Source organism: Methylobacterium brachythecii, from assembly GCF_014196345.1.
GTDB lineage: Bacteria > Pseudomonadota > Alphaproteobacteria > Rhizobiales > Beijerinckiaceae > Methylobacterium > Methylobacterium brachythecii.
This window is the reverse complement of record NZ_JACIDN010000012.1, coordinates 21,239-39,951: the sequence shown is the minus strand read 5'-3', so window position 1 is coordinate 39,951 and position 18,713 is coordinate 21,239. Positions and strand designations below refer to the sequence as shown.

Here is an 18,713-nt window from a genome sequence, read left to right as displayed (position 1 = left end):
GGGCTCAGTCTCGCGTGAAGTCGCAACAATACGCCGGCAGCAAGCGCGGCGTGAAACCCATGTCGTGTCCCTCAGGATCCGGACAAGGCCATTCGGCTTTCTCTAGCCGTTGGAACGAAAAGAGTACACTGCCGCCGATTTGCGGGTCCCATGCGCAGCATGCACCCGACTTTGGTCGAAGACGCGTTCCCTCCAACGTCGCGGACCAACCTAAGCTTAACCATTAAAGAACAACACGCTAGCGGCCTCCTCCTCCGAGATCCGCAATGCACTCGATCAAGACCCGCCTGCTCGCCGTCATCGGCGCGCTGTTCCTCGCCCTGCTCCTCGTGGGAGGCGCGGGCATCTATGCCTCATCCGTCGCCGAGAGCGGCATGAAGACCGTCTATGCCGACCGAGTCGTGCCGCTCCGGCAGCTGAAAATCGTAGCCGACATGTACGCCGTGAACATCGTCGATACCTCTCACAAGGTTCGCAACGGCAATCTGGCATGGCCTGCGGGCATCGCGTCGATCGAGGAGGCCCGGGGCCGCATCGGCACGGTCTGGAAGGCCTATGCGGCCACGTACATGACCCCAGCCGAGCAACGCCTCGCAGCCGCGACGAGCGCCCAGATGGCGAATGCGGATGCAGCGGTCACGGATCTTCTCCAGATCCTGCGCCGTGGCGATCGCGCAGGGCTCGATCGCTTCGTGACCGAGCGGCTCTACGCCGTGATCGACCCCGTCAGCGAGTCGGTGGGACAGCTCGTCGACCTGCAGATCGATGAGGCCGGTGCGACCTACGAGTCGAGCATGGCCGCCTATGTCGTCAGCGAGTGGATCGGCGGCGGCACCATTCTGTTCGGCGCGGCAGCCACGATCCTGGCGCTCGCGATCGTTCTGGTGAGCGTCCTGCGTCCGCTCGGCCGCCTCAACGAGATGATGCAGGCGCTCTCCGCTGGCGATGCGACGCGCACCGTTCCGGGGCTGGAGCGCAAGGACGAGGTGGGCGCGATGGCCGCGACAGTCTCGGTGTTCAAGGACAACCTCATCCGCACACGCGAGCTGGAGACGGAAACCGAGCTCGCCCGCGCCAGTGCCGAGGAGCAGCGCAAGACCGGCATGCGCCAGATGGCCGACGGCTTCGAGCGCGCCGTCGGCGGCATTGTCGGCGCGGTCACCTCGGCGGCCACCGAGTTGCAGGCGACCGCCAAGAGCCTGTCCGGAACCGCGAGCGGAACCGCCGCGCAATCGACACAGGTCGCGGCCGCTGCGGAAGAGGCTGCCAGCAACGTCAACACCGTCGCCGCCGCCGCCGAGGAGCTGGGCTCGTCGGTGCAGGAGATCGGGCGGCAGGTCGGCGGCTCGTCGAGCCTCGCCCGCGCGGCGGTCGAGGAAGCCTCGCGCACGGCGACCCTCGTGTCGGAGCTCTCGGACTCGGCTGCGAGAATCGGCGACGTCGTCGCGATGATCGCGACGATCGCCGGCCAGACCAACCTTCTCGCCCTCAACGCCACCATCGAGGCGGCGCGGGCGGGCGATGCCGGACGCGGCTTCGCCGTCGTGGCCTCCGAGGTGAAGGCGCTCGCGAGCCAGACGGCCCGCGCGACGGACGAGATCGCATCGCAGATCACCCGGATCCAGGGTGCCACCGGCGAGGCCGTCACGGCGATCGGCGACATCACTGCGCGCATCGGGGAGATCAGCGACGTGGCGACGATGATCGCCGCCGCCGTCGAGGAGCAGGGCGCCGCGACGCAGGAGATCGTCCGCAACGTCGCGCAGGCCGCGACCGGAACCAGCGACGTCACCACCAACGTCTCCAGCCTCGCCGGCTCGGCGGAGGAGACCGGCGCCGCCGCCAGCCAGGTGCTGGCATCGGCCTCCGAGCTGTCCCTGCAATCCGAGACGCTCAGCGCCGAGGTCTCGCGCTTCCTCGCCACGGTGCGGGCGGCCTGATCCGCACGTCCACGCACAAGGGCCGGACGGAACCGCCTCTGGCCACCCGTCCTGTCCGGCTCCGGGCCGAACAAGCCTGACACTTCCCGTGGCGGCGTAGACCGCCGCGAAGGACGCTCTCGATCGACCCGGCACCAATGCCGGACGATCGGGAGATCCATCATGTCCGTCCTCGCCTTCCCCCTCGCGCGAACGCGGCCCCGGGCCGCGCGCCTCGCCCCGCTGTTCCTGGGATTCCTCGCCCTCTTCGCCATCCCCGGCGCAACCCGAGCCGCCACGCCCCCGCCCGGCAGCGGCGAACTCGTCCTGCGCGGTCCGGACGACGCTGCCCCGGTCGAGGCGCCGCGCCTGATGACCGACGTCACCGTCGACGTCAGCGGCCCCACCGCCCGCGCCGTCGTCACCCAGGCCTTCCGCAACACCACCAAGGAATGGGTCGAAGGCACCTATGTCTATCCGCTGCCGGAGGACGCGGCGGTCGACAGCATGAAGCTCGTCATCGGTGAGCGCATCGTGGTCGCCGACATCCGCGAGCGCGCCCAGGCCAAGCGCGACTACGAGGCGGCCAAGAGCGAGGGCAAGACGGCCGCGCTCACCGAGCAGGAACGCCCCAACGTCTTCACCAACGCTGTCGCCAATATCGGCCCCGGCGAGACGGTTCTGGTGCGCATCGAGTACCAGCAGACCGTGCGCCATACCGGCGACCGCTACTCGTTGCGCGTGCCCCTCGTCGTCGCGCCGCGCTACAACCCGGCCCCGCCGATCGTGAACCTCGTCGGCGAAGGCCCGGCCACGGGCGGCGCCGATCCGGTGCCGGATCGCGACCGCATCACCCCGCCTGTGCTCGATCCCGCGACGCATGCCCCGGTCAATCCGGTCACCGTGAACGTCAGCCTGAAGGCCGGCTTCGATCTCGGCGCTCTGCGCAGCGACACGCACAAGGTGAACATCGAAGAAGCCGGCCCGCAAAGCCGCACCATCAGCCTCGCCGACGGCCCGGTTCCGGCCGACAGCGATTTCGAGCTGGTCTGGAAGCCCGCGCCGAGCGTGACGCCGACCGTCGGCCTGTTCCGCGAGCATGTCGGCGACCGGGACTACGTCCTCGCCGCGCTGACCCCGCCCGAGGGCAAGGCCGGCCCGCGCCTGCCGCGCGACGTCACCTTCGTCATCGACAATTCCGGCTCGATGGGCGGCACCTCGATCCGCCAGGCGAAGGCCGGCCTGCTCGCCGCCCTCGACCGCCTCGGACCGAACGACCGCTTCAACGTCATCCGCTTCGACCACACCATGGACAGCGTGTTTCCGGCCTCCGTGCCGGCGGATCAGGCCAACCTCGACCGGGCCAAGGCATACGTCGCTGCCCTCGAGGCCAATGGGGGCACCGAGATGCTCGCCCCGCTGCAGGCGGCCCTCAAGGACACCAATCCGGAGGACACGAAAAGCATCCGCCAGGTCGTCTTCCTCACCGACGGCGCCATCGGCAACGAGGCCCAGATCTTTTCCGCCATCGCTGCGGGAAGGGGCCGCTCGCGGCTCTTCATGGTCGGCATCGGCTCGGCCCCGAACGGCCATCTGATGCAGCATGCGGCCGAGCTCGGCCGGGGCAGCTACACCAACATCAGCACGATCGATCAGGTCGCCGAACGCACCCGCGAGCTGTTCTCCAAACTCGAAAGCCCGGTCGTCACTGACCTGACCGCCACCTTCTCCGAGGGTGGGGCGGACGTGACCCCCGGCCTGCTGCCCGACCTCTATCGCGGCGAGCCGCTTGTGCTCTCGGCCAAGCTGCCGCAGGCCACCGGCACCCTGACCCTGAGCGGCCGGATCGGCGGCACGCCCTGGAGCCAGACCCTCGACCTGTCCTCTGCCCCCGAGGGCGCCGGCATCTCGAAGGCCTGGGCACGGGCCAAGATCGGCGATGCCGAGACCGCGCGCATCACCGGCAGGATGACCGCAGAGAGCGCGGATGCGGCGATCCTCGAGCTGGCGCTCGGCCACAAGCTGATGACGCGGCTGACCAGCCTCGTCGCCATCGATGCGACCCCGCGCCGTCCGGCCGGAGCGCGCCTCAGCTCGGCCGAGCTGCCGCTCAACCTGCCGGCGGGCTGGGACTTCGAGAAAGTGTTCGGGACCGCCGGCGAGCGGGCCGCCCCGATCGCGCCGCCGCCGGTGCAGCGCCGTGCCGAACTCCGCCGAGCCGCCGCTCCCGCCGTGGCGCTTCCTCAGACGGCGACGGATTTCGAGATCCGCCTCTGGCTCGGCCTGACGCTCCTCGGCCTCGGCCTGCTCGTCGCCCGCTCGCGCCGGTTCGCCTGATGCGCGCCCTGCGAAACCCAAAGAGGGGGAGGGCGGCTGCGGCCGCCGTTCTCATCGTCTGCGGCCTCGGACTCACCGCCCAGGGCGCCTGGATCCCCGCCAAGGCGGCTTTCGCCCAGGTTCTGCTGGAGCGGGCCTTCGCCCGGACGCTGGCCAGCGGCCACCCCGAAAAGCCCTGGCCCTGGGCCGATACGGTGCCGGAGGCGCGCCTCAGCCTCGGCGGCGAGAGCTACATCGCGCTGGCCGGCAGCAGCGGCCAAGCGCTGGCCTTCGGCCCCGGCCATGTCGAGGGCACACCGGAGGCCGGCGAGCCCGGCACGGCGGTCTACGCGGCGCACCGGGACACGCAATTCGCGGTGCTGGGGCGGCTCAGGCCCGGCGATCCCATCGCCGTCACCCGCTCCGACGGCACGATGGCCACGTTCCGCGTCACCGGCAGCCGCGTCGCCCGCTGGGACGAATCCGGCATCGACCCTCGGGCACCGGGGCGCCACCTCGCCCTTTCCACCTGCTGGCCCCTCGACGCCGTCACGCATGGGCCGCTGCGACTGATCGTGGAGGCGGAAAGCGATGGGCAGGGCGACGCGCGATCCGATTAAGGGCGCTTCGGCACTCGGGCGCTCATCTCGGCAGCCCGGGCATACCAGAGAGCGGCCTTCTCGGTTTGGCCCACGGCGCGTGAGCGGATCGACTTCAGGTAGGCGGGATCGTAGCTCCTCGCCATGCCGATCGCGCCGAGCACGTCGCCTGCCTTGAAGGCTTCCTCGTAGATGTAGCGCGCGATGGTGATCTGGCCGCGACCGAGATAGCGGTCGGCCTCCTTGATCTTATCGCTGGGCAGCAGCGATTCCGTATTGGAAACCCCATCCTCTCCGCTGGGGCCGGTCGTCTCGGGCGTGGCCGGGAGGCTCGCCGCGGCGTCCGCCTGTTCCGTGGACTTCGTGGTTCCGGTCGAGGCGGGAGGAGCGTCTTCCGGAGCGGCGGCAGGCGGCTCGTTCGGCGCCTCGAGCACCGGGGGCGGCAGATCTACGACCTGTTCGGGGATGGGCTTGCCCTCTTCGACGACCCGGCGGTAGTCGGCCGCCTTCCAGGGCGTCCAGAAATCGCTTTTCGCCGGTGCCGGAGCAGGGGCAGGGGCAGGAGTCGTTACGGGCGCGGGAGCAGGCGTAGGGGCGGACGTCGATGGGCCGTTCGTCTTCTGGAGAGCGACCGTCTGGCTCTGCTCGGCCGGCGGTCGCTGCCGGTTCGCCAGAAAGGTCACCGCCCCGATCCCGAGCAGACCGCAGGCGCCCGTCAGCCAGATCAGCCAGCCGTACCGTCGAACGAACCGACGCTGCCACGTCTCGGAGATGAAGCCTTCCGGTTCCGACAAGGCAGATTTCGGCGGAGTTTGCCGGGCCGTGGGCATCCCCCGACTCCATCAACGACCATCCTCAGCCATCGAGACAAGTTTTCGTGCTCCTGTCAGGCGGCAGATACTCATTACTGCTAGCACAGGACGAAAGGAAATCGACTCGCATGTTGCATTGAAGGAAAGGTTTCTGATTACCTGACGTCGTCATCGAATGAGAGCGCGCAACGCCGAAGCGTTACGCCGTCGCGACTGCGCGCTTCGACGACGGTTCCACCACGCCTAGAGCAGGCAGCCGAGAAGGTGTCCGGCGGCCCGTCGACCGTCTTGAGCGCCGTCGTGGCGCTGCCGATGACGGAAGTCACACCGCTGGTGAAGGTCGTACCGTTCGATCGAACTAGCCAAGCCGCTGCCGCAATGAGGATAACGGCGATGAGGACGTTGCTTGCCCTGAAGCGTCGAACGGGGAGCGCCAGCGCGCAGTGTGGACAGCACCGCGCGTCGCTGAGGATCGGCTGACGGCATCGCTTGCATCGCAGAAGGCGGCCCGCCATGTGCGCCCCCTCGCTCTCCCGGCGGCGCTGGAGTCCCCGACGGCAGGAGGCGCCCACGTGCTGGACACACGAAACGCTCCTGGCGCCGACGACCCACGTCGCAACATCATCCCAAATGACGGTGCGCCGGATCTCGGCGTGAGGCAACTCATGACAAACGAGAAGCGCCGAAATCTCCGATTTCGATCGATATGGATGCCGAAACCTGTATTCACGCGCGGCAAAGAGGAGAGGAGCCATGCCCGTCGAAACGCGCATCAGGCTCCTCCACATCGCCTCTTCGCCGTCGGTCTGATCTGTCTCGTGGCGTTCTACCCGCTCACGATCCTGTGGCCGTCCCGCTGGGCCTGGCACCATGGCGGGTCGTCGCAATATTTGCAGATGATCATCGGGATCTACGCGACCTTGGGCGTTTTCCTGCTCTACGCGTCGCGCGATCCGCTCGCCCATCGAAGCCTGATCTGGTGCACGATCTGGTCGAGCGTCGTGCATGGCGGCATCATGGCGGCCCAATCGCTGGCCGAGCCGGAGCACCGGGGGCACCTCCTCGGCGACGTGCCGGCGCTGCTGATCGTCGCCGCCGTGCTGGCATTCCTGATGCCGCGAGGCGCCTAGGCGGCGCGCCCTGCCGCCTCCAGCCTCGTCCGCTGATGCAGCTTCGAGCCGACCTCGACGATGGCACGAATCGCCGGGATCAGCTCCTCGCCGAGATCGGTCAGGGCGTAGTCCACACTCGGCGGGGTCGTCGCCAGCACGGAGCGCGAGACCACGCCGCGCTCCTCGAGATCCTTCAGCCGGGCGCTCAGCACCTTAGCCGAGATCACCGGCATCGCCCGGCGCAGCTCCGAAAAGCGGCGCGCCCCCTCGCTCAGGTTCCAGATGACGTCGGGCGTCCAGGCTCCGCCGAGCAGGTTCATGCAGGCTGACATCGGGCAGCCCGGTGGCGGGGGCACCTTCTTCCTCAGCTTCAAGACCATCACGTCGTACCGGGATCCGAACCGCAACCTAGTTTCCCATAGGATACCCGAAAACGGCGGTAACCGGAAGTTACCCGGTTTCCATAAGTAACGCTTCGATCTATCGCTCCGGCCATTCGCAACCGGAGACACCCGATGAAGCTCTTCTACGCCGCTGGCGCCTGCTCGCTCTCGCCTCACATCGTCCTGCGGGAGCTGGGCGTGCCCTTCGCCCTCGAATCCGTGGATCTGCGCAGCAAGAAGACCGAGACCGGCGCCGATTTCACCACGATCAACCCGAAGGGCTACGTGCCCGCCCTGCAGCTCGACGACGGCGAAGTCCTCACCGAGGGCGCGGCCATCGTGCAGTACCTCGCCGACAAGCACGCGCCCGGCAGCCTCGCGCCCCTCGCCGGCTCGGTGGAGCGTGCGCGGTTGAACGGACACCTGAACTTCATCTCGGCCGAATTGCACAAGGGGTTCAGCCCGCTCTTCAACCCGGCGCTGTCGCCGGAGAGCCGTGAAACGGCGCTCGCCAATCTCGGCCGCAAGCTCGGTGTCGTGGAGGCCGTGCTCGCAGACGGGCGCCCCTTCCTCACCGGCAAGGACTTCAGCGTCGCCGACGCCTACCTGTTCGTGACCCTGACCTGGGCCCCGAAGCTCGGCGTCGACCTCGCGCCCTGGCCGCACCTCGTCGCGTTCAGCCAGCGCGTCGCAGCCCGCAACGCCGTGCAGGCCGCGCTGGCAGCCGAAAGCGCACAGAAGGCCGCGTAACGGTCCATCGGGTGGCGGCCGGCACGGGGCCGCCGCCCATCGTCACTCGGCAAGTGCGGCCAGTGCCTTGCGCAGGACGCCGATTTCACCGGCACTGAGCCGTCCGAGACTCTCCTTCTGCGCCTCCTCCCAACGCGGAAGCGCCTCCGCGATGAGGGCACGGCCTGCTTCCGTCAGGGTGAGCCGACGCACCCGCCTGTCGCTCTCGTCCACGCCGACGGCCACCAGTCCGCGCCGCTCGAGCACCTTGAGGTTGGTCGTCGCCGTCGAGGGATCGAGGGAGAGACGTGCCGCCAATTCGTTGATCGTCGGCGTTTCGGGCCCAGCGAGCGTCATCAGCAACGTGAACTGCCAGCCCGAAATCCCGACGGTGCGGAAGGCTGCATCGTAGACACGGCTGACGCTGCGCGCTGCGCGCTGAATCCGCGTTCCGATGCAGGCCTCGCCGACCATCCGCGCGAGGTCCGGGGTGATCTCGCGTGGCCCAGCCATGATCCCAGCCTCCCGAACGTCGTGACGACCATGCCGGAAACTCGGCAAGGTTCGGCCCAGCATCTCCGGCACGATCACCATAGGCATTTTATTGCTTGATATCAAGCTATGTGCGCCCGCGCACGCCAAGCCTTGATTTAGCTTGATATCAAGTTTTTACGGAAGCGCGGGGCTCTGATGGCCCGCATCACGCAGCCGGTTTTTGAGATCGAGGAGACTTGAGATGACCTATCGTCACACTGCCTTCGCCGCCTTCACCCTGGCCGCTCTCGCAGCGACTCCCGCCAGCGCCCAGCAGACCTTCAACGCCTGGGGACACGTCTTCGACGTTCCCGGAAGCGCCACGCAGGTCTCCGACGTTCCGGCCCCGCGCGCCTTCAACGCCCTGAACGCTCGCGGTTCCGACGCTTACTACCTCGTCGATCGGCGGGCCGCTCCGGTCGTGGCCGCACCGGTGCAGGAGCAGCGCACCCTGAATGTCTGGGGCGCCCGCATCGACGCTCCGGCGCGTTGAACGATCGCCGGATCACGCCCAGGACGGGAAGACCGGCTGGGCGTGATCGGGATCGTCGGGTGGCCGATCAGGACCGCCAGCCCAGGGCCGGGGCGACGTGTTTCAGCATCGCCTCGATCACATGCGCGCAGTAGGCGACGCCGAGTTGGTTGGGGATTGTCAGCAGCAGGGTATCCGCCTCGGCGATGGCCTGATCTTGCCTCAGTTGCTCGACGAGCACATGGGGCTCGGCGGCATAGGTCCGGCCGAACACCGCGCGGGTTTCGGGCTCGATGTTGCCGATCGAGTCCCCGTCCTGCCCGCTGCGTCCGAAATAGGCTCGGTCCATGTCGTTCATGATCGGGAAGATCGACCGGCTGACCGAAATGCGCGGTTCCCGGCGATGCCCCGCCTCCCGCCAGGCGGCACGATAGGCCCGGATCTGGGCAGCCTGCTGGATGTGGAACGGCTCGCCACTCTCGTCCACCTTCAGGGTCGAGCTCTGAAGATTCATGCCCCGCTGGGCAGCCCAGACGGCCGTCGCATCCGACGCGGCACCCCACCAGATCCGATCGCGCAACCCGTCCGAATGCGGCTCCAACCGAAGTAGTCCCGGCGGATTGGGGAACATTGGCCTCGGGTTCGGCTCCGCGAACCCCTCTCCGCGCAGCAACTCCAGAAACGTCTCGCCGTGACGCCGGCCCATCTCGGCATCGCTCTCGCCGTCCCGTGGCTGGAAGCCGAAATGCCGCCAGCCTTCGATGACCTGCTCGGGCGAACCCCGGCTGATCCCGAGCTGCAACCGGCCACCGGAGATCAGGTCGGCCGCGCCGGCATCCTCCACCATGTAGAACGGGTTCTCGTAGCGCATGTCGATGACGCCGGTGCCGATCTCGATCCGGCGCGTCTTCGCGCCCACCGCGGCCAGCAACGGGAAGGGCGAGGCCAGTTGGCGGGCGAAATGGTGCACGCGGAAATAGGCGCCGTCGGCCCCGAGTTCCTCCGCCGCCACCGCCAGATCGATCGATTGCAGGAGGATGTCCGAGGCCGCGCGCGTCTGCGACTGCGTGCTGGGCGACCAATGCCCAAAGGATAGAAGGCCGATCTTCTTCATGACGTCGCCGCTGGTCCCTGCCGGATCATGTCCGTTCTCGAGCGCCCCTGCGGCGGAGGTGGGGAGCGCCCCCCAATTTGTCATCCAGTGGCGGCGCTCGCCGGATTCGAAACTGTATTCAATTCGTTTGCATTGCTGCGAATCTAACTCTAACCCGTTGTCGGACCACGCCTTCGCCCGATGAGCCGAGTCCAGGCCCGCCGCGCGGCCGCGCGCGCTGCAACTCCCTATCTCGGGTGACCGAATGAGCGTCTCGATCAAGCAGAGCTTGGCGGTTGGCCTCGTGGCCCTTCCGCTCCTGGGTTTGCCGGCACGGGGGCAGACACGCTTTTCGATCGAGGAAGCCAGCATCGCGAGCGTCCATGCTGCGCTGAAGGCCGGCACGTTGACCTGCCGAGGCCTGGTCCAGACCTATCTCGACCGCATCGCCGCCTACGACACCAAGGGGCCAGCGCTCACCGCGATACGAGCCCTGAACGAGGGGGCACTCGCACAGGCCGACGCTATCGACCGCGACCATGGCCGCCTTGCCGAGCCGCTCGCCTGCGTGCCCGTGGTGCTGAAGGACAACTACAACACCGCCGAGTTGCCGACGACCGGCGGGTCGGCCTCCCTGGCCGGCGCCCGGCCTGCGAAGGACGCCTTCGTCGTGGCGCGGTTGCGCAAGGCCGGTGCGATCATCCTGGCCAAGACCAACATGCAGGAATTCGCCCTCGGCGGCGTCTCGGTCAGCTCGATCGGCGGACAGGTGCGCAATCCTTACGACCTCTCGCGCACGCCGGGCGGTTCCAGCGGCGGGACCGGCGTGGCCATCGCCGCGAACCTCGCGCTCGCCGGGACCGGCAGCGACACGGTGAACTCGATCCGCTCGCCGGCCTCGGCCAACAATCTCGTCGGCCTGCGCGCGACACAGGGGCTGCTCAGCCTCAACGGCATCATGCCGGTCTCGAAGACGCAGGACGCCATCGGTCCGATCACCCGCAGCGTGGCGGACGCGGCGGCGCTTCTGCAGGTCATGGCCGGCGCAGACCCCGACGATCCCGCGACCGCGGAGGCCTCGGCAAAGGCCGCGAAGGACTACGCGGCCTTCTTGAAGCCCGACGCCCTCAAGGGCGCGCGCCTCGGCGTCGTCAAGGCACTGTTTGGGACGAAGCCCGAGCATGCAGAGGTCAACCGCGTCATGCAGGGCGCTCTCGCCACCCTGGAAAAGGCCGGTGCAACACTCGTCGACATCGACGATCCCGCCTTCGAGGCCGACCGTCTGAACGCCGAGGACGACGTCCAGACCTACGAGTTCAAGCCTCTGATCAACGCCTATCTCGCCGCGATCCCGAACGCGCCGCAGAAGGATATCGCCGGCATCATCGCCTCCGGGCAGTTCCACAAGGCCGCGCTCGAAAAGTTCATCACCGGCGCCGAGGCGCGCCGCGATGGCATGCAGGAGCCGGAGTATAAGGCCCGGCTCGAACGCATCGCCGCCTTCCGTACCCATGTCGCCGAGGTATTCGACAAGCAGCGTCTCGATGCGCTGGTCTATCCGCTGCAGAAGCGCCTGGTGGTGCCGATCGGCGAGCTGAACCAGTCCGACCGCAACGGCATCGTTGCCGGTCTTACTGGCTATCCGGCGCTCGACATCCCCGCCGGCTTCTCTGCCCCGACCGATCAGGCGCCACTCGGCGTGCCGGTCGGCGTCGATCTGCTCGGCAGGCCCTGGGAGGAGGGCAAGCTGCTCGGGCTCGGCTTCGCCTTCGAGCAGGCGAGCCGGCAGCGCAGGGCTCCACTGAGCACCCCACCGCTGGCCGACACGACGCCGCGCTGACGGCTCCTCGGACCTTGCCATCTTGTCCGGATTCGTGCGGATCTGTCCGCACAACCGGAAGGGGACCATGTCAGGATCGGACGCCGAGCTGCCCGAGGCCCAGAGTCGGGCCATCGCGCAGGCCGTGAGGGAGGCGCTCGCGCGCAGGCGCATCTCCCGCCAAACCCTGGCCGACGAAGCGCGGATCAGCATCTCGACTCTGGAGAAGGCGCTGTCGGGCCGTCGCCCCTTCACGCTGGCCACGACCATCCGGCTCGAAGAGGCATTGGGCGTCTCGTTACGCGAGCCCGGAGCGCGAGAGAGCACCGTCGAGTCCCCGCGCCACGCGCCGGAAGAGCTCGGCGCCTATTCCCGCGAAGGCGTCTCATGGCTGGAGGGGCGCTACCTGACCCTTCGGCCGTCCTTCGGCGCGCCCGACGCGATCTTCGCCTACCGCACCGAGATCGCCTGGGAGCCGGAAACCGCCCGGCTCACTTTCCGCGAGGCGGAGCGGATCGACGCGCCTTTCGCGCAGAGCGGCTTCGTCTCGGTGCCGAATCTGTCGGGGCAGATCTATCTCGTCACCAACTGGCAGGGTCAGTACCGCATCGCCATGCTGTGCCGTCCCACAATTCGTGGCGAGATGTACGGCGTTCTCACCACCCTGCATTCGGGCCGAGGCTCGCATCTCACCCCGGCCGCCTGTCCACTGGCGCTGATTCCCGAGCGAGAGGTGGCGGTTGGCGCGGATTCCTACGGCCGCATCGCGCCGGGCCACGCGTCCTACTCCACCTGCCGCGAGGCTCTCGGGCGGGTGAGCGAGGATGCGTATGCGATGTTCTTCGCCTGCCCAGCCTAGGCCGTCATTTCGGGTTCGCCTCAGACGCCCCGGAACGGCAGTGGGACATCGAGACCGCAGCCCGCCAAGCTCGCGTTGGCAGCGCCGACAGCACCGGATATCGTGACACCGTCCTGCCGCTGTGCCGGAGCGGAGTTGATGCGTCGAATCGGCCGGGTCGGCCTGCTTGCCCTCTTTCTGTGGTCCGCAGCCGCGCAGTCGGCCGAACGGCTCGCTTTCGTCGTCGGCATCGGCAGCTACCAGAATCTCGGGTCGGGCGCACAGCTCGCGCGGCCGCCGGCCGATGCGCAGGCGGTGGGCGACACCCTGCAGGGCCTCGGCTTTCGGGTGACCCTGCTCTCGAATGCCGTCACGCAGGAAACCTTCTTGCGCCGCTTCAGCATTTTCGCCGATCAGGTCCAGGCGGGAGACACGGCGCTCGTCTATTTCGCGGGCCATGGCATCGCGATCCAGGGCACCAACTACCTGCTGCCCTCCGACATCCCGGCGGTGGAAGCCGGCCAGGAAATGCTCGCGCGCAGCCGGTCGCTGGCGGAGGCCGATCTCAGCGCTGCCCTGCGCCAGCGCGGAGCACGGGTCGTGGTGATGGTGATCGACGCCTGCCGCAACAACCCATTCCCGAAGAATGGCACCCGCGCCATCGGGCAGGATGCGGGCCTCGCCCGTACCGAGCCGGCCGACGGCGTGTTCTCGCTCTATGCGGCCGGGGCGGGCCAGCAGGCCCTGGAGAAGCTGCCAGGCTCAGACCCGAACCCGAATTCGGTCTTCACCCGGATCTTCGTACAGCAGATCAGGAAGCCCGGCCTCAACCTGATCGATCTCGGCGAGAGCGTGCGCGACGAGGTGGCCAAGCTCGCCGAGACCGTGCCTCACAAACAGGTGCCGGCCTATTACAACGAGGTGCGCGGCGCTCGCTTCGTTTCGCTCGCGAGCCCGGATGCGGCGCCCGTCCCGACCGTGGCGGTGAGCCCACCGCCGCACGCCGTCTCGTCCGCGATCGCCGCGCGTCCGCCGGACCCGACGCCTCCTCAGGCGATCCTGCCGCCGCCCGCGCAGACGCAGCCGTCGCAGGTCATCAAGAACCCGCCATCCTCGATCGTCTATCCGCCTCCGGCGAGCACGCTGATGCGTCCGCCGGCCACGCCACCGGCATCCGTCGCGAATGCGCTGCCGCCCGAGCCGACGCCGGTCGCGCGCTTCGGGATGTTCAGCCATCCGATCCGGCTCGATCCGACCGGCGACAACTGGGTCGCCTTGCGCAGCCTGCCGAGCAGCCAGGCGGGGTATCGCATCGCTAAGCTCGGGCCTGACTCGCTGTTCAGCGTGATCGGCCGGCAGGGCGTCTGGGTAAACGTCAAGCTGCGCGGCGGCCCGATCGGCTGGGTGCACGGCGAGTATGTCGGCTGCTGCCGCAGGGCGCCGGTCGAACCGTAGACCGTCAACGGACGCCGCCGGGCAGGCAGCCTTCGAACCGGGCGACGGCATGGCGCGGTAAGATCGCAATCGCGACATCGCCGCGTCCCGAGAGTTCCTGAAGCGCGGCGACACGCGCCTCCGGCAGCGCCACACAGCCGGCCGTGCCGCTCGCCGGGCCGCGCCAGACATGGAGGAAAATGCAGGAGCCGCCGCGCCGGCCTGCATCGCTCGGATAATCGACAACGAGGCCGCGCCGATACAGCGGCTCCGCGCCCATATCCTCTCCGCGCGGCGTCGCGCCGGGGCCGGGGAACACGATGCTGTTGTAGGCTGGCGACGTGGGGTCGTCGACGCAGATCGATCGGCCCGGCCGCAGGACGAGATGCCCGGGACGCGCGCTCGGCGCGAAGCCGAAACTGCTCCCGACCCGATAGATGCCGGCCGGCGTGCGCCGGTCGCCCTCAGCCTTCACCGGCTCGCCCGCCTGCGCCAGCCCGCGAAACGGATAGCCCCACGCAAGCCCCTTCGTCCCGACGACCGCCGACTCCGCCCCGCCGACGGGTTGCCAGGCGCCCGACGACGCGATCCGCTCGAACACCCTGAGCCACGCCCGGGTCGTGTCCATCGTCTCCGCAGTCACGATGACGAGGTTTCGGGCATTCGCTAGCAAGGCAGGGCACGTACCTTCCGAGGCGCGAGCGTCCGCAGACACGATCAGCGCGAGGCAGGCCGACACGATGCGGGTCATCGCGGCGACGAGCACCGGAGACGGTTCGACGCGAAGATGTCCCGAGCGGCGGGAACTTGCGGGCATTTTCCGCGTCTTCAGCTTGACCGCACGGAATGTTGAGCCATGCATCGCTTCGTCTTCATCGTCAGCCTCGGATTGGTCGGCCTCGCACAGATCTGGCCGAGCTTTGCCGCCACCCTCGGCCACTGACGGAAACGACGCCATGCGCAACGTCAAAGGCTCGAGCGGTACCTCCGGATTTCGCCTTCCGCCGAACGGGCGGGTGGTCGGCGGAAGATCTGGTCGGGTCAGCGGAACGGCGGAACGCTTTCGCACGTTGTCCGAAGCCATGCCCCTCTGCCGCATCAACGTTCCCCCACCTACAGTTGATCCGCTGACGGAGAGGGTACGCGTATCGCATTACGTCGTCGGGCGTCGTGTCGGCATGCACCCCGCCAACGACAATCCCCGGCCGCGGGGCTCACAGGCTTGGCAATGGATCGTCGGGATCGCTGCTGCCCCGGCTCTCGGTGCGGTCGTGCTGCTCTCCGGATTGTTCTGACGGCCCGCGAAATTGCCCTGGCGCGGGCTTGGCTTTAGCCTTCCTGCATGCCTCTCGTCCCTCCGCCCCAGGCGCGCCCCCCGCTCGACGCGGAGACACCGCCTTCCGCACATCTCCAGTCAAATGCTCCCGAATGGTCGGTCGGCGATCTCGCCTCCGCGCTGAAGCGGACGCTCGAAGACGCCTTCGGCCATGTCAGGCTCCGCGGTGAGATCTCGGGCTATCGCGGGCCGCACGGCTCGGGCCACGCCTATTTCTCGCTGAAGGACGGCACCGCCAAGATCGACGCGGTCGTCTGGAAGGGCGTGCTCGGTCGCCTTCGTCAGAAGCCGAAAGAGGGACTGGAGGTTCTCGTCACCGGCAAGGTCACGACCTTCGCGGGCAAGTCCTCCTACCAGATCATCGTCGACTCAATGGAGCCGGCCGGTGTCGGTGCCTGGATGGCGCTGCTCGAGGAGCGAAAGCGGCTGCTCGCCGCCGAAGGCCTGTTCGCTCCTGAGCGCAAGCGTGCGATCCCCTACCTGCCGCGCGTGATCGGCGTCGTGACCTCGCCGACCGGCGCGGTGATCCGAGACATCCTGCACCGATTGCAGGACCGCTTTCCACGCCCCGTGCTGGTCTGGCCGGTGCGCGTGCAGGGGGAGGGCGCGGCGGACGAGATCGCCGCGGCCATCCGCGGTTTCAACGCACTGGATCCGAACGGAAAAATCCCACGACCGGACATACTGATCGTTGCTCGCGGCGGCGGCTCCATCGAAGACCTTTGGGCCTTCAACGAGGAGGCCGTGGTGCGGGCCGCCGCCGAGAGCACGATCCCGTTGATCTCGGCCGTCGGGCACGAGACCGACACCACGCTGATCGACTTCGTCTCCGACCGCCGCGCGCCGACGCCGACGGGCGCGGCCGAGATGGCAGTGCCGGTGCGTGCTGACCTGCTCGACGAGATTCACGACCTCGGCGCCCGGCAGCGCGGCACGATCCTGCGCCGCGTCGAGCGCGAGAGGCTGGACCTGCGCGCCCTCGTCCGGGCCATGCCCGACCCCGATAGCTTCCTCGCCGCCAAGCGCCAGCGCCTCGACCTCGCCGAGGCACGGCTCGCACCGGCGCTCGCCGCCAATGCCCGCGACCACCGTGAGCGCCTGACCCGCTTGGCAGATCGCCTTTCCCGGCGCTCGCCCGCCGTGGCCCTGGCCGATGCGCGCGGGAGCCTCTCGCGGATCGATGACCGCCCGCGCACGGCGCTGCATCGCACGATCGAGCGCCGTCGCGACCGGCTCGAAGCGCTCGGCGGCCTGCTCGGTGCCCTGAGCTATCGCGGCGTGCTCGCGCGCGGCTACGCGCTGGTGCGCGACGAGGACGGGACACCCATTCGGAGCGCGTCCGTGGCGGGGCTCGCACCGCGGCTGCAGCTCCAATTCGGCGACGGTGCAGTCATGGCCCGGCCCGAGACAGCGGAGGAAGACGCTGCGTCCCCGAGCGCGAGGCGCCCCCCCGGCGGCAGCAAGACTCGTCCGGCCAAGCCACCGGCCGCGAAACAGGGATCCTTGTTCTGAGGCTGCGTTTGCAGCCCTCTCCCGCGTGATCCCGGGTTGACGCTCGCCACGGCCTTTGCGAACCGCGGCACGGCTCCTGCCTCTGGCAGCAGCGGCCTGGTAACCGGGGCGCCAAGGAGAGACGCGTGACCACCACGATCGACAGCTCGCAGAAGCTCCACCTCGTCTTCGGCGGCGAACTGGAAAACCTCGACGGCGTGCGCTTCAGCGACGTGAAAGGCCTCGACATCGTCGGCATCTTCCCCGACTTCGCCTCGGCGCAAATCGCCTGGCGCGCCAAGGCGCAGTCCACCGTCGACAATGCGCTAACGCGCTACTTCATCGTGCATCTGCACCGGCTGCTAGAGCCCTGATTCACCAATCGGACGGCGATGTCTGTGCAGGAGCGGCAGCGTTGGGCGCCGATCCGGATGAAGGCATTGTGACGCTCGCCCCCCGCTGGTATCAGCGCCGCCGACCCACGGCCCGCCCCACGGGCGCCTCCCGTGCCGAGAGACGTCCGACATGAAATCCTCGATCAAGATCATCGCCGGCAATGCCAGCCGGCCCCTGGCCGAGGCCATCGCCGCCTATCTCGAGCTGCCGCTCGCGACCTGCATGGTCCGGCGCTTCGCCGACATGGAGATCTTCGTCGAGCTGCAGGAGAACGTCCGCGGCGAGGACGTCTTCATCGTGCAGTCCACGTCGTTTCCGGCGAACGACCACCTGATGGAACTGCTGATCATGATCGATGCGGCGCGGCGCTCCTCCGCCCGGCGCATCACGGCCGTGATCCCGTATTTCGGCTATGCCCGCCAGGACCGGCGCACCTCGGGCCGCACACCGATCTCGGCCAAGCTCGTCTGCAACCTGATCACCGAAGCCGGCGCCGACCGGGTGCTGACGCTGGATCTCCATGCCGGCCAGATCCAGGGCTTCTTCGACATCCCGACCGACAACCTCTTCGCCGCCCCCGTCATGGTGCGCGACATCAAGGAGCGGCTGCCCCCGGGCCAGCGGATGGTGGTCTCGCCCGACGTCGGCGGCGTGGTGCGCGCCCGTGCGCTCGCCAAGCGCATCGACGCTTCGCTCGCCATCGTCGACAAGCGCCGCGAGCGGGCAGGCGAGTCGGAAGTGATGAACATCATCGGCGAGGTCGAGGGCCAGTCCTGCATCCTCGTCGACGACATCGTCGATTCCGGTGGCACGCTGGTGAATGCCGCCGAGGCCCTGCTGAATGCCGGTGCCAAGGAGGTCTCGGCCTACATCACCCACGGCGTGCTCTCGGGCGGCGCCGTCTCGCGCATCGCCGCCTCGCGCATGAAGGAGCTCGTCATCACCGACTCCATCCTGCCGACCCAGGCCGTGAAACTCGCCAAGAACATCCGGGTGATCTCGATCGCACCGCTCCTCGGCGAGGCCATCGGGCGGACCGCCACGGAATCGAGCGTGTCCAGCCTGTTCACCTGAGCAGGCGACGGCTCGGCTGTGCCCGGCCAGTAACACGCCGGCAACATTCACAGTCGAAGCGTGGCCGTTGCGTTGACGCTGGCCCGGGGGGCTGCGCAGGCTGATCCCGACGGTTCCCGAGAGGGATCAATAGGGAATGCGGTGAGGGACTCGTCCCGATGCCGCGGCTGCCCCCGCAACTGTAAGCGGCGAGCCTTCCGCCACCGATGTCACTGGGTTCTCGACCCGGGAAGACGGTTGGAGGGCAACGACCCGCGAGCCAGGAGACCTGCCGTCAGTCGTGGTCACACGCGAAACGCGTCGGGCGGGGTGCTCCGGCGGGTGTCGAGACGCGGGGCTGCGCCCGGCGCCGAGGC

18 protein-coding genes and 1 riboswitch are annotated in these 18,713 nt (G+C 68.5%); of the genes, 13 read left to right on the top strand and 5 right to left on the bottom strand.

Annotated elements, in window-relative coordinates; genetic code table 11:
• Positions 1-266: 266 nt before the first annotated feature.
• The 3 genes from GGR33_RS24320 to GGR33_RS24310 all read left to right on the top strand — a co-directional run bounded on the left by GGR33_RS24320 (position 267) and on the right by GGR33_RS24310 (position 4,855).
• A complete protein-coding gene (locus GGR33_RS24320; protein WP_183513122.1) occupies positions 267-1,940 on the top strand; it encodes a methyl-accepting chemotaxis protein in 1,674 nt (557 codons plus the stop codon).
• A gap of 162 nt (positions 1,941-2,102) precedes the next feature.
• A complete protein-coding gene (locus tag GGR33_RS24315) occupies positions 2,103-4,256 on the top strand; it encodes a marine proteobacterial sortase target protein (protein ID WP_183513117.1) in 2,154 nt (717 codons plus the stop codon).
• Positions 4,256-4,855 carry a class GN sortase gene (locus GGR33_RS24310; protein WP_183513106.1) on the top strand — a complete coding sequence of 200 codons (600 nt, stop codon included), beginning with the start codon at positions 4,256-4,258 and terminating at the stop codon, positions 4,853-4,855. Before GGR33_RS24315 ends, GGR33_RS24310 begins: the two co-directional genes overlap by 1 nt.
• Here the strand turns inward: GGR33_RS24310 and GGR33_RS26330 are convergent.
• Positions 4,852-5,628 carry a hypothetical protein gene (locus GGR33_RS26330; protein WP_183513099.1) on the bottom strand — a complete coding sequence of 259 codons (777 nt, stop codon included), beginning with the start codon at positions 5,626-5,628 and terminating at the stop codon, positions 4,852-4,854. The two genes, GGR33_RS24310 and GGR33_RS26330, sit on opposite strands and share 4 nt — an antisense overlap.
• A gap of 683 nt (positions 5,629-6,311) precedes the next feature.
• On the opposite strand from GGR33_RS26330, the gene GGR33_RS24300 reads away from it, so the two are divergent.
• Positions 6,312-6,776, top strand: a complete 465-nt coding sequence (locus GGR33_RS24300; RefSeq protein WP_343068623.1) for a DUF6632 domain-containing protein — start codon at positions 6,312-6,314, stop codon at positions 6,774-6,776.
• On the opposite strand, the gene GGR33_RS24295 is transcribed toward GGR33_RS24300, so the two are convergent.
• Entirely contained in the window at positions 6,773-7,138 is a 366-nt protein-coding gene (locus GGR33_RS24295; protein WP_183513353.1) for a winged helix-turn-helix transcriptional regulator, read from the bottom strand. The genes GGR33_RS24300 and GGR33_RS24295 overlap by 4 nt on opposite strands.
• Before the next feature lie 135 nt (positions 7,139-7,273).
• On the opposite strand from GGR33_RS24295, the gene gstA reads away from it, so the two are divergent.
• Positions 7,274-7,891, top strand: a complete 618-nt coding sequence (gene gstA, locus GGR33_RS24290; protein ID WP_183513094.1) for a glutathione transferase GstA — start codon at positions 7,274-7,276, stop codon at positions 7,889-7,891.
• A gap of 42 nt (positions 7,892-7,933) precedes the next feature.
• Here gstA and GGR33_RS24285 read toward each other — a convergent pair whose 3' ends face one another.
• Positions 7,934-8,383, bottom strand: a complete 450-nt coding sequence (locus GGR33_RS24285; RefSeq protein ID WP_183513082.1) for a MarR family winged helix-turn-helix transcriptional regulator — start codon at positions 8,381-8,383, stop codon at positions 7,934-7,936.
• A 223-nt stretch (positions 8,384-8,606) separates the two neighbouring features.
• Between GGR33_RS24285 and GGR33_RS24280 the strand changes: the two genes are divergently transcribed.
• Entirely contained in the window at positions 8,607-8,897 is a 291-nt protein-coding gene (locus GGR33_RS24280) for a hypothetical protein (RefSeq protein ID WP_183513077.1), read from the top strand.
• Between the two features lie 67 nt (positions 8,898-8,964).
• Here GGR33_RS24280 and GGR33_RS24275 read toward each other — a convergent pair whose 3' ends face one another.
• A complete protein-coding gene (locus tag GGR33_RS24275) occupies positions 8,965-9,990 on the bottom strand; it encodes an LLM class flavin-dependent oxidoreductase (RefSeq protein ID WP_183513072.1) in 1,026 nt (341 codons plus the stop codon).
• Between the two features lie 244 nt (positions 9,991-10,234).
• Between GGR33_RS24275 and GGR33_RS24270 the strand changes: the two genes are divergently transcribed.
• The 3 genes from GGR33_RS24270 (at position 10,235) to GGR33_RS24260 (ending at position 14,081) form a co-directional block, all read left to right on the top strand.
• A complete protein-coding gene (locus GGR33_RS24270) occupies positions 10,235-11,809 on the top strand; it encodes an amidase family protein (protein WP_183513067.1) in 1,575 nt (524 codons plus the stop codon).
• Positions 11,810-11,876: 67 nt separating this feature from the next.
• Positions 11,877-12,647: a helix-turn-helix domain-containing protein gene (locus tag GGR33_RS24265; RefSeq protein ID WP_183513063.1), complete on the top strand. Its 771-nt coding sequence runs from the start codon at positions 11,877-11,879 to the stop codon at positions 12,645-12,647.
• A gap of 138 nt (positions 12,648-12,785) precedes the next feature.
• Positions 12,786-14,081, top strand: a complete 1,296-nt coding sequence (locus GGR33_RS24260; protein WP_183513062.1) for a caspase family protein — start codon at positions 12,786-12,788, stop codon at positions 14,079-14,081.
• A gap of 4 nt (positions 14,082-14,085) precedes the next feature.
• On the opposite strand, the gene GGR33_RS24255 is transcribed toward GGR33_RS24260, so the two are convergent.
• Complete coding sequence (locus GGR33_RS24255) at positions 14,086-14,877, bottom strand: L,D-transpeptidase family protein (RefSeq protein ID WP_183513048.1); 792 nt, start codon at positions 14,875-14,877, stop codon at positions 14,086-14,088.
• 265 nt (positions 14,878-15,142) lie between these two features.
• Between GGR33_RS24255 and GGR33_RS24250 the strand changes: the two genes are divergently transcribed.
• The 4 genes from GGR33_RS24250 to GGR33_RS24235 all read left to right on the top strand — a co-directional run bounded on the left by GGR33_RS24250 (position 15,143) and on the right by GGR33_RS24235 (position 18,357).
• Entirely contained in the window at positions 15,143-15,355 is a 213-nt protein-coding gene (locus GGR33_RS24250; RefSeq protein ID WP_210302195.1) for a hypothetical protein, read from the top strand.
• A 47-nt stretch (positions 15,356-15,402) separates the two neighbouring features.
• On the top strand, positions 15,403-16,908 hold the full coding sequence (gene xseA, locus GGR33_RS24245; protein WP_183513037.1) for an exodeoxyribonuclease VII large subunit: 1,506 nt from the start codon (positions 15,403-15,405) through the stop codon (positions 16,906-16,908).
• Between the two features lie 125 nt (positions 16,909-17,033).
• Complete coding sequence (locus GGR33_RS24240; protein WP_183513025.1) at positions 17,034-17,261, top strand: DUF4170 domain-containing protein; 228 nt, start codon at positions 17,034-17,036, stop codon at positions 17,259-17,261.
• A 151-nt stretch (positions 17,262-17,412) separates the two neighbouring features.
• A complete protein-coding gene (locus GGR33_RS24235; protein ID WP_183513023.1) occupies positions 17,413-18,357 on the top strand; it encodes a ribose-phosphate pyrophosphokinase in 945 nt (314 codons plus the stop codon).
• Positions 18,358-18,450: 93 nt separating this feature from the next.
• A riboswitch (cobalamin riboswitch) is annotated at positions 18,451-18,647 on the top strand.
• Positions 18,648-18,713 lie beyond the last annotated feature (66 nt).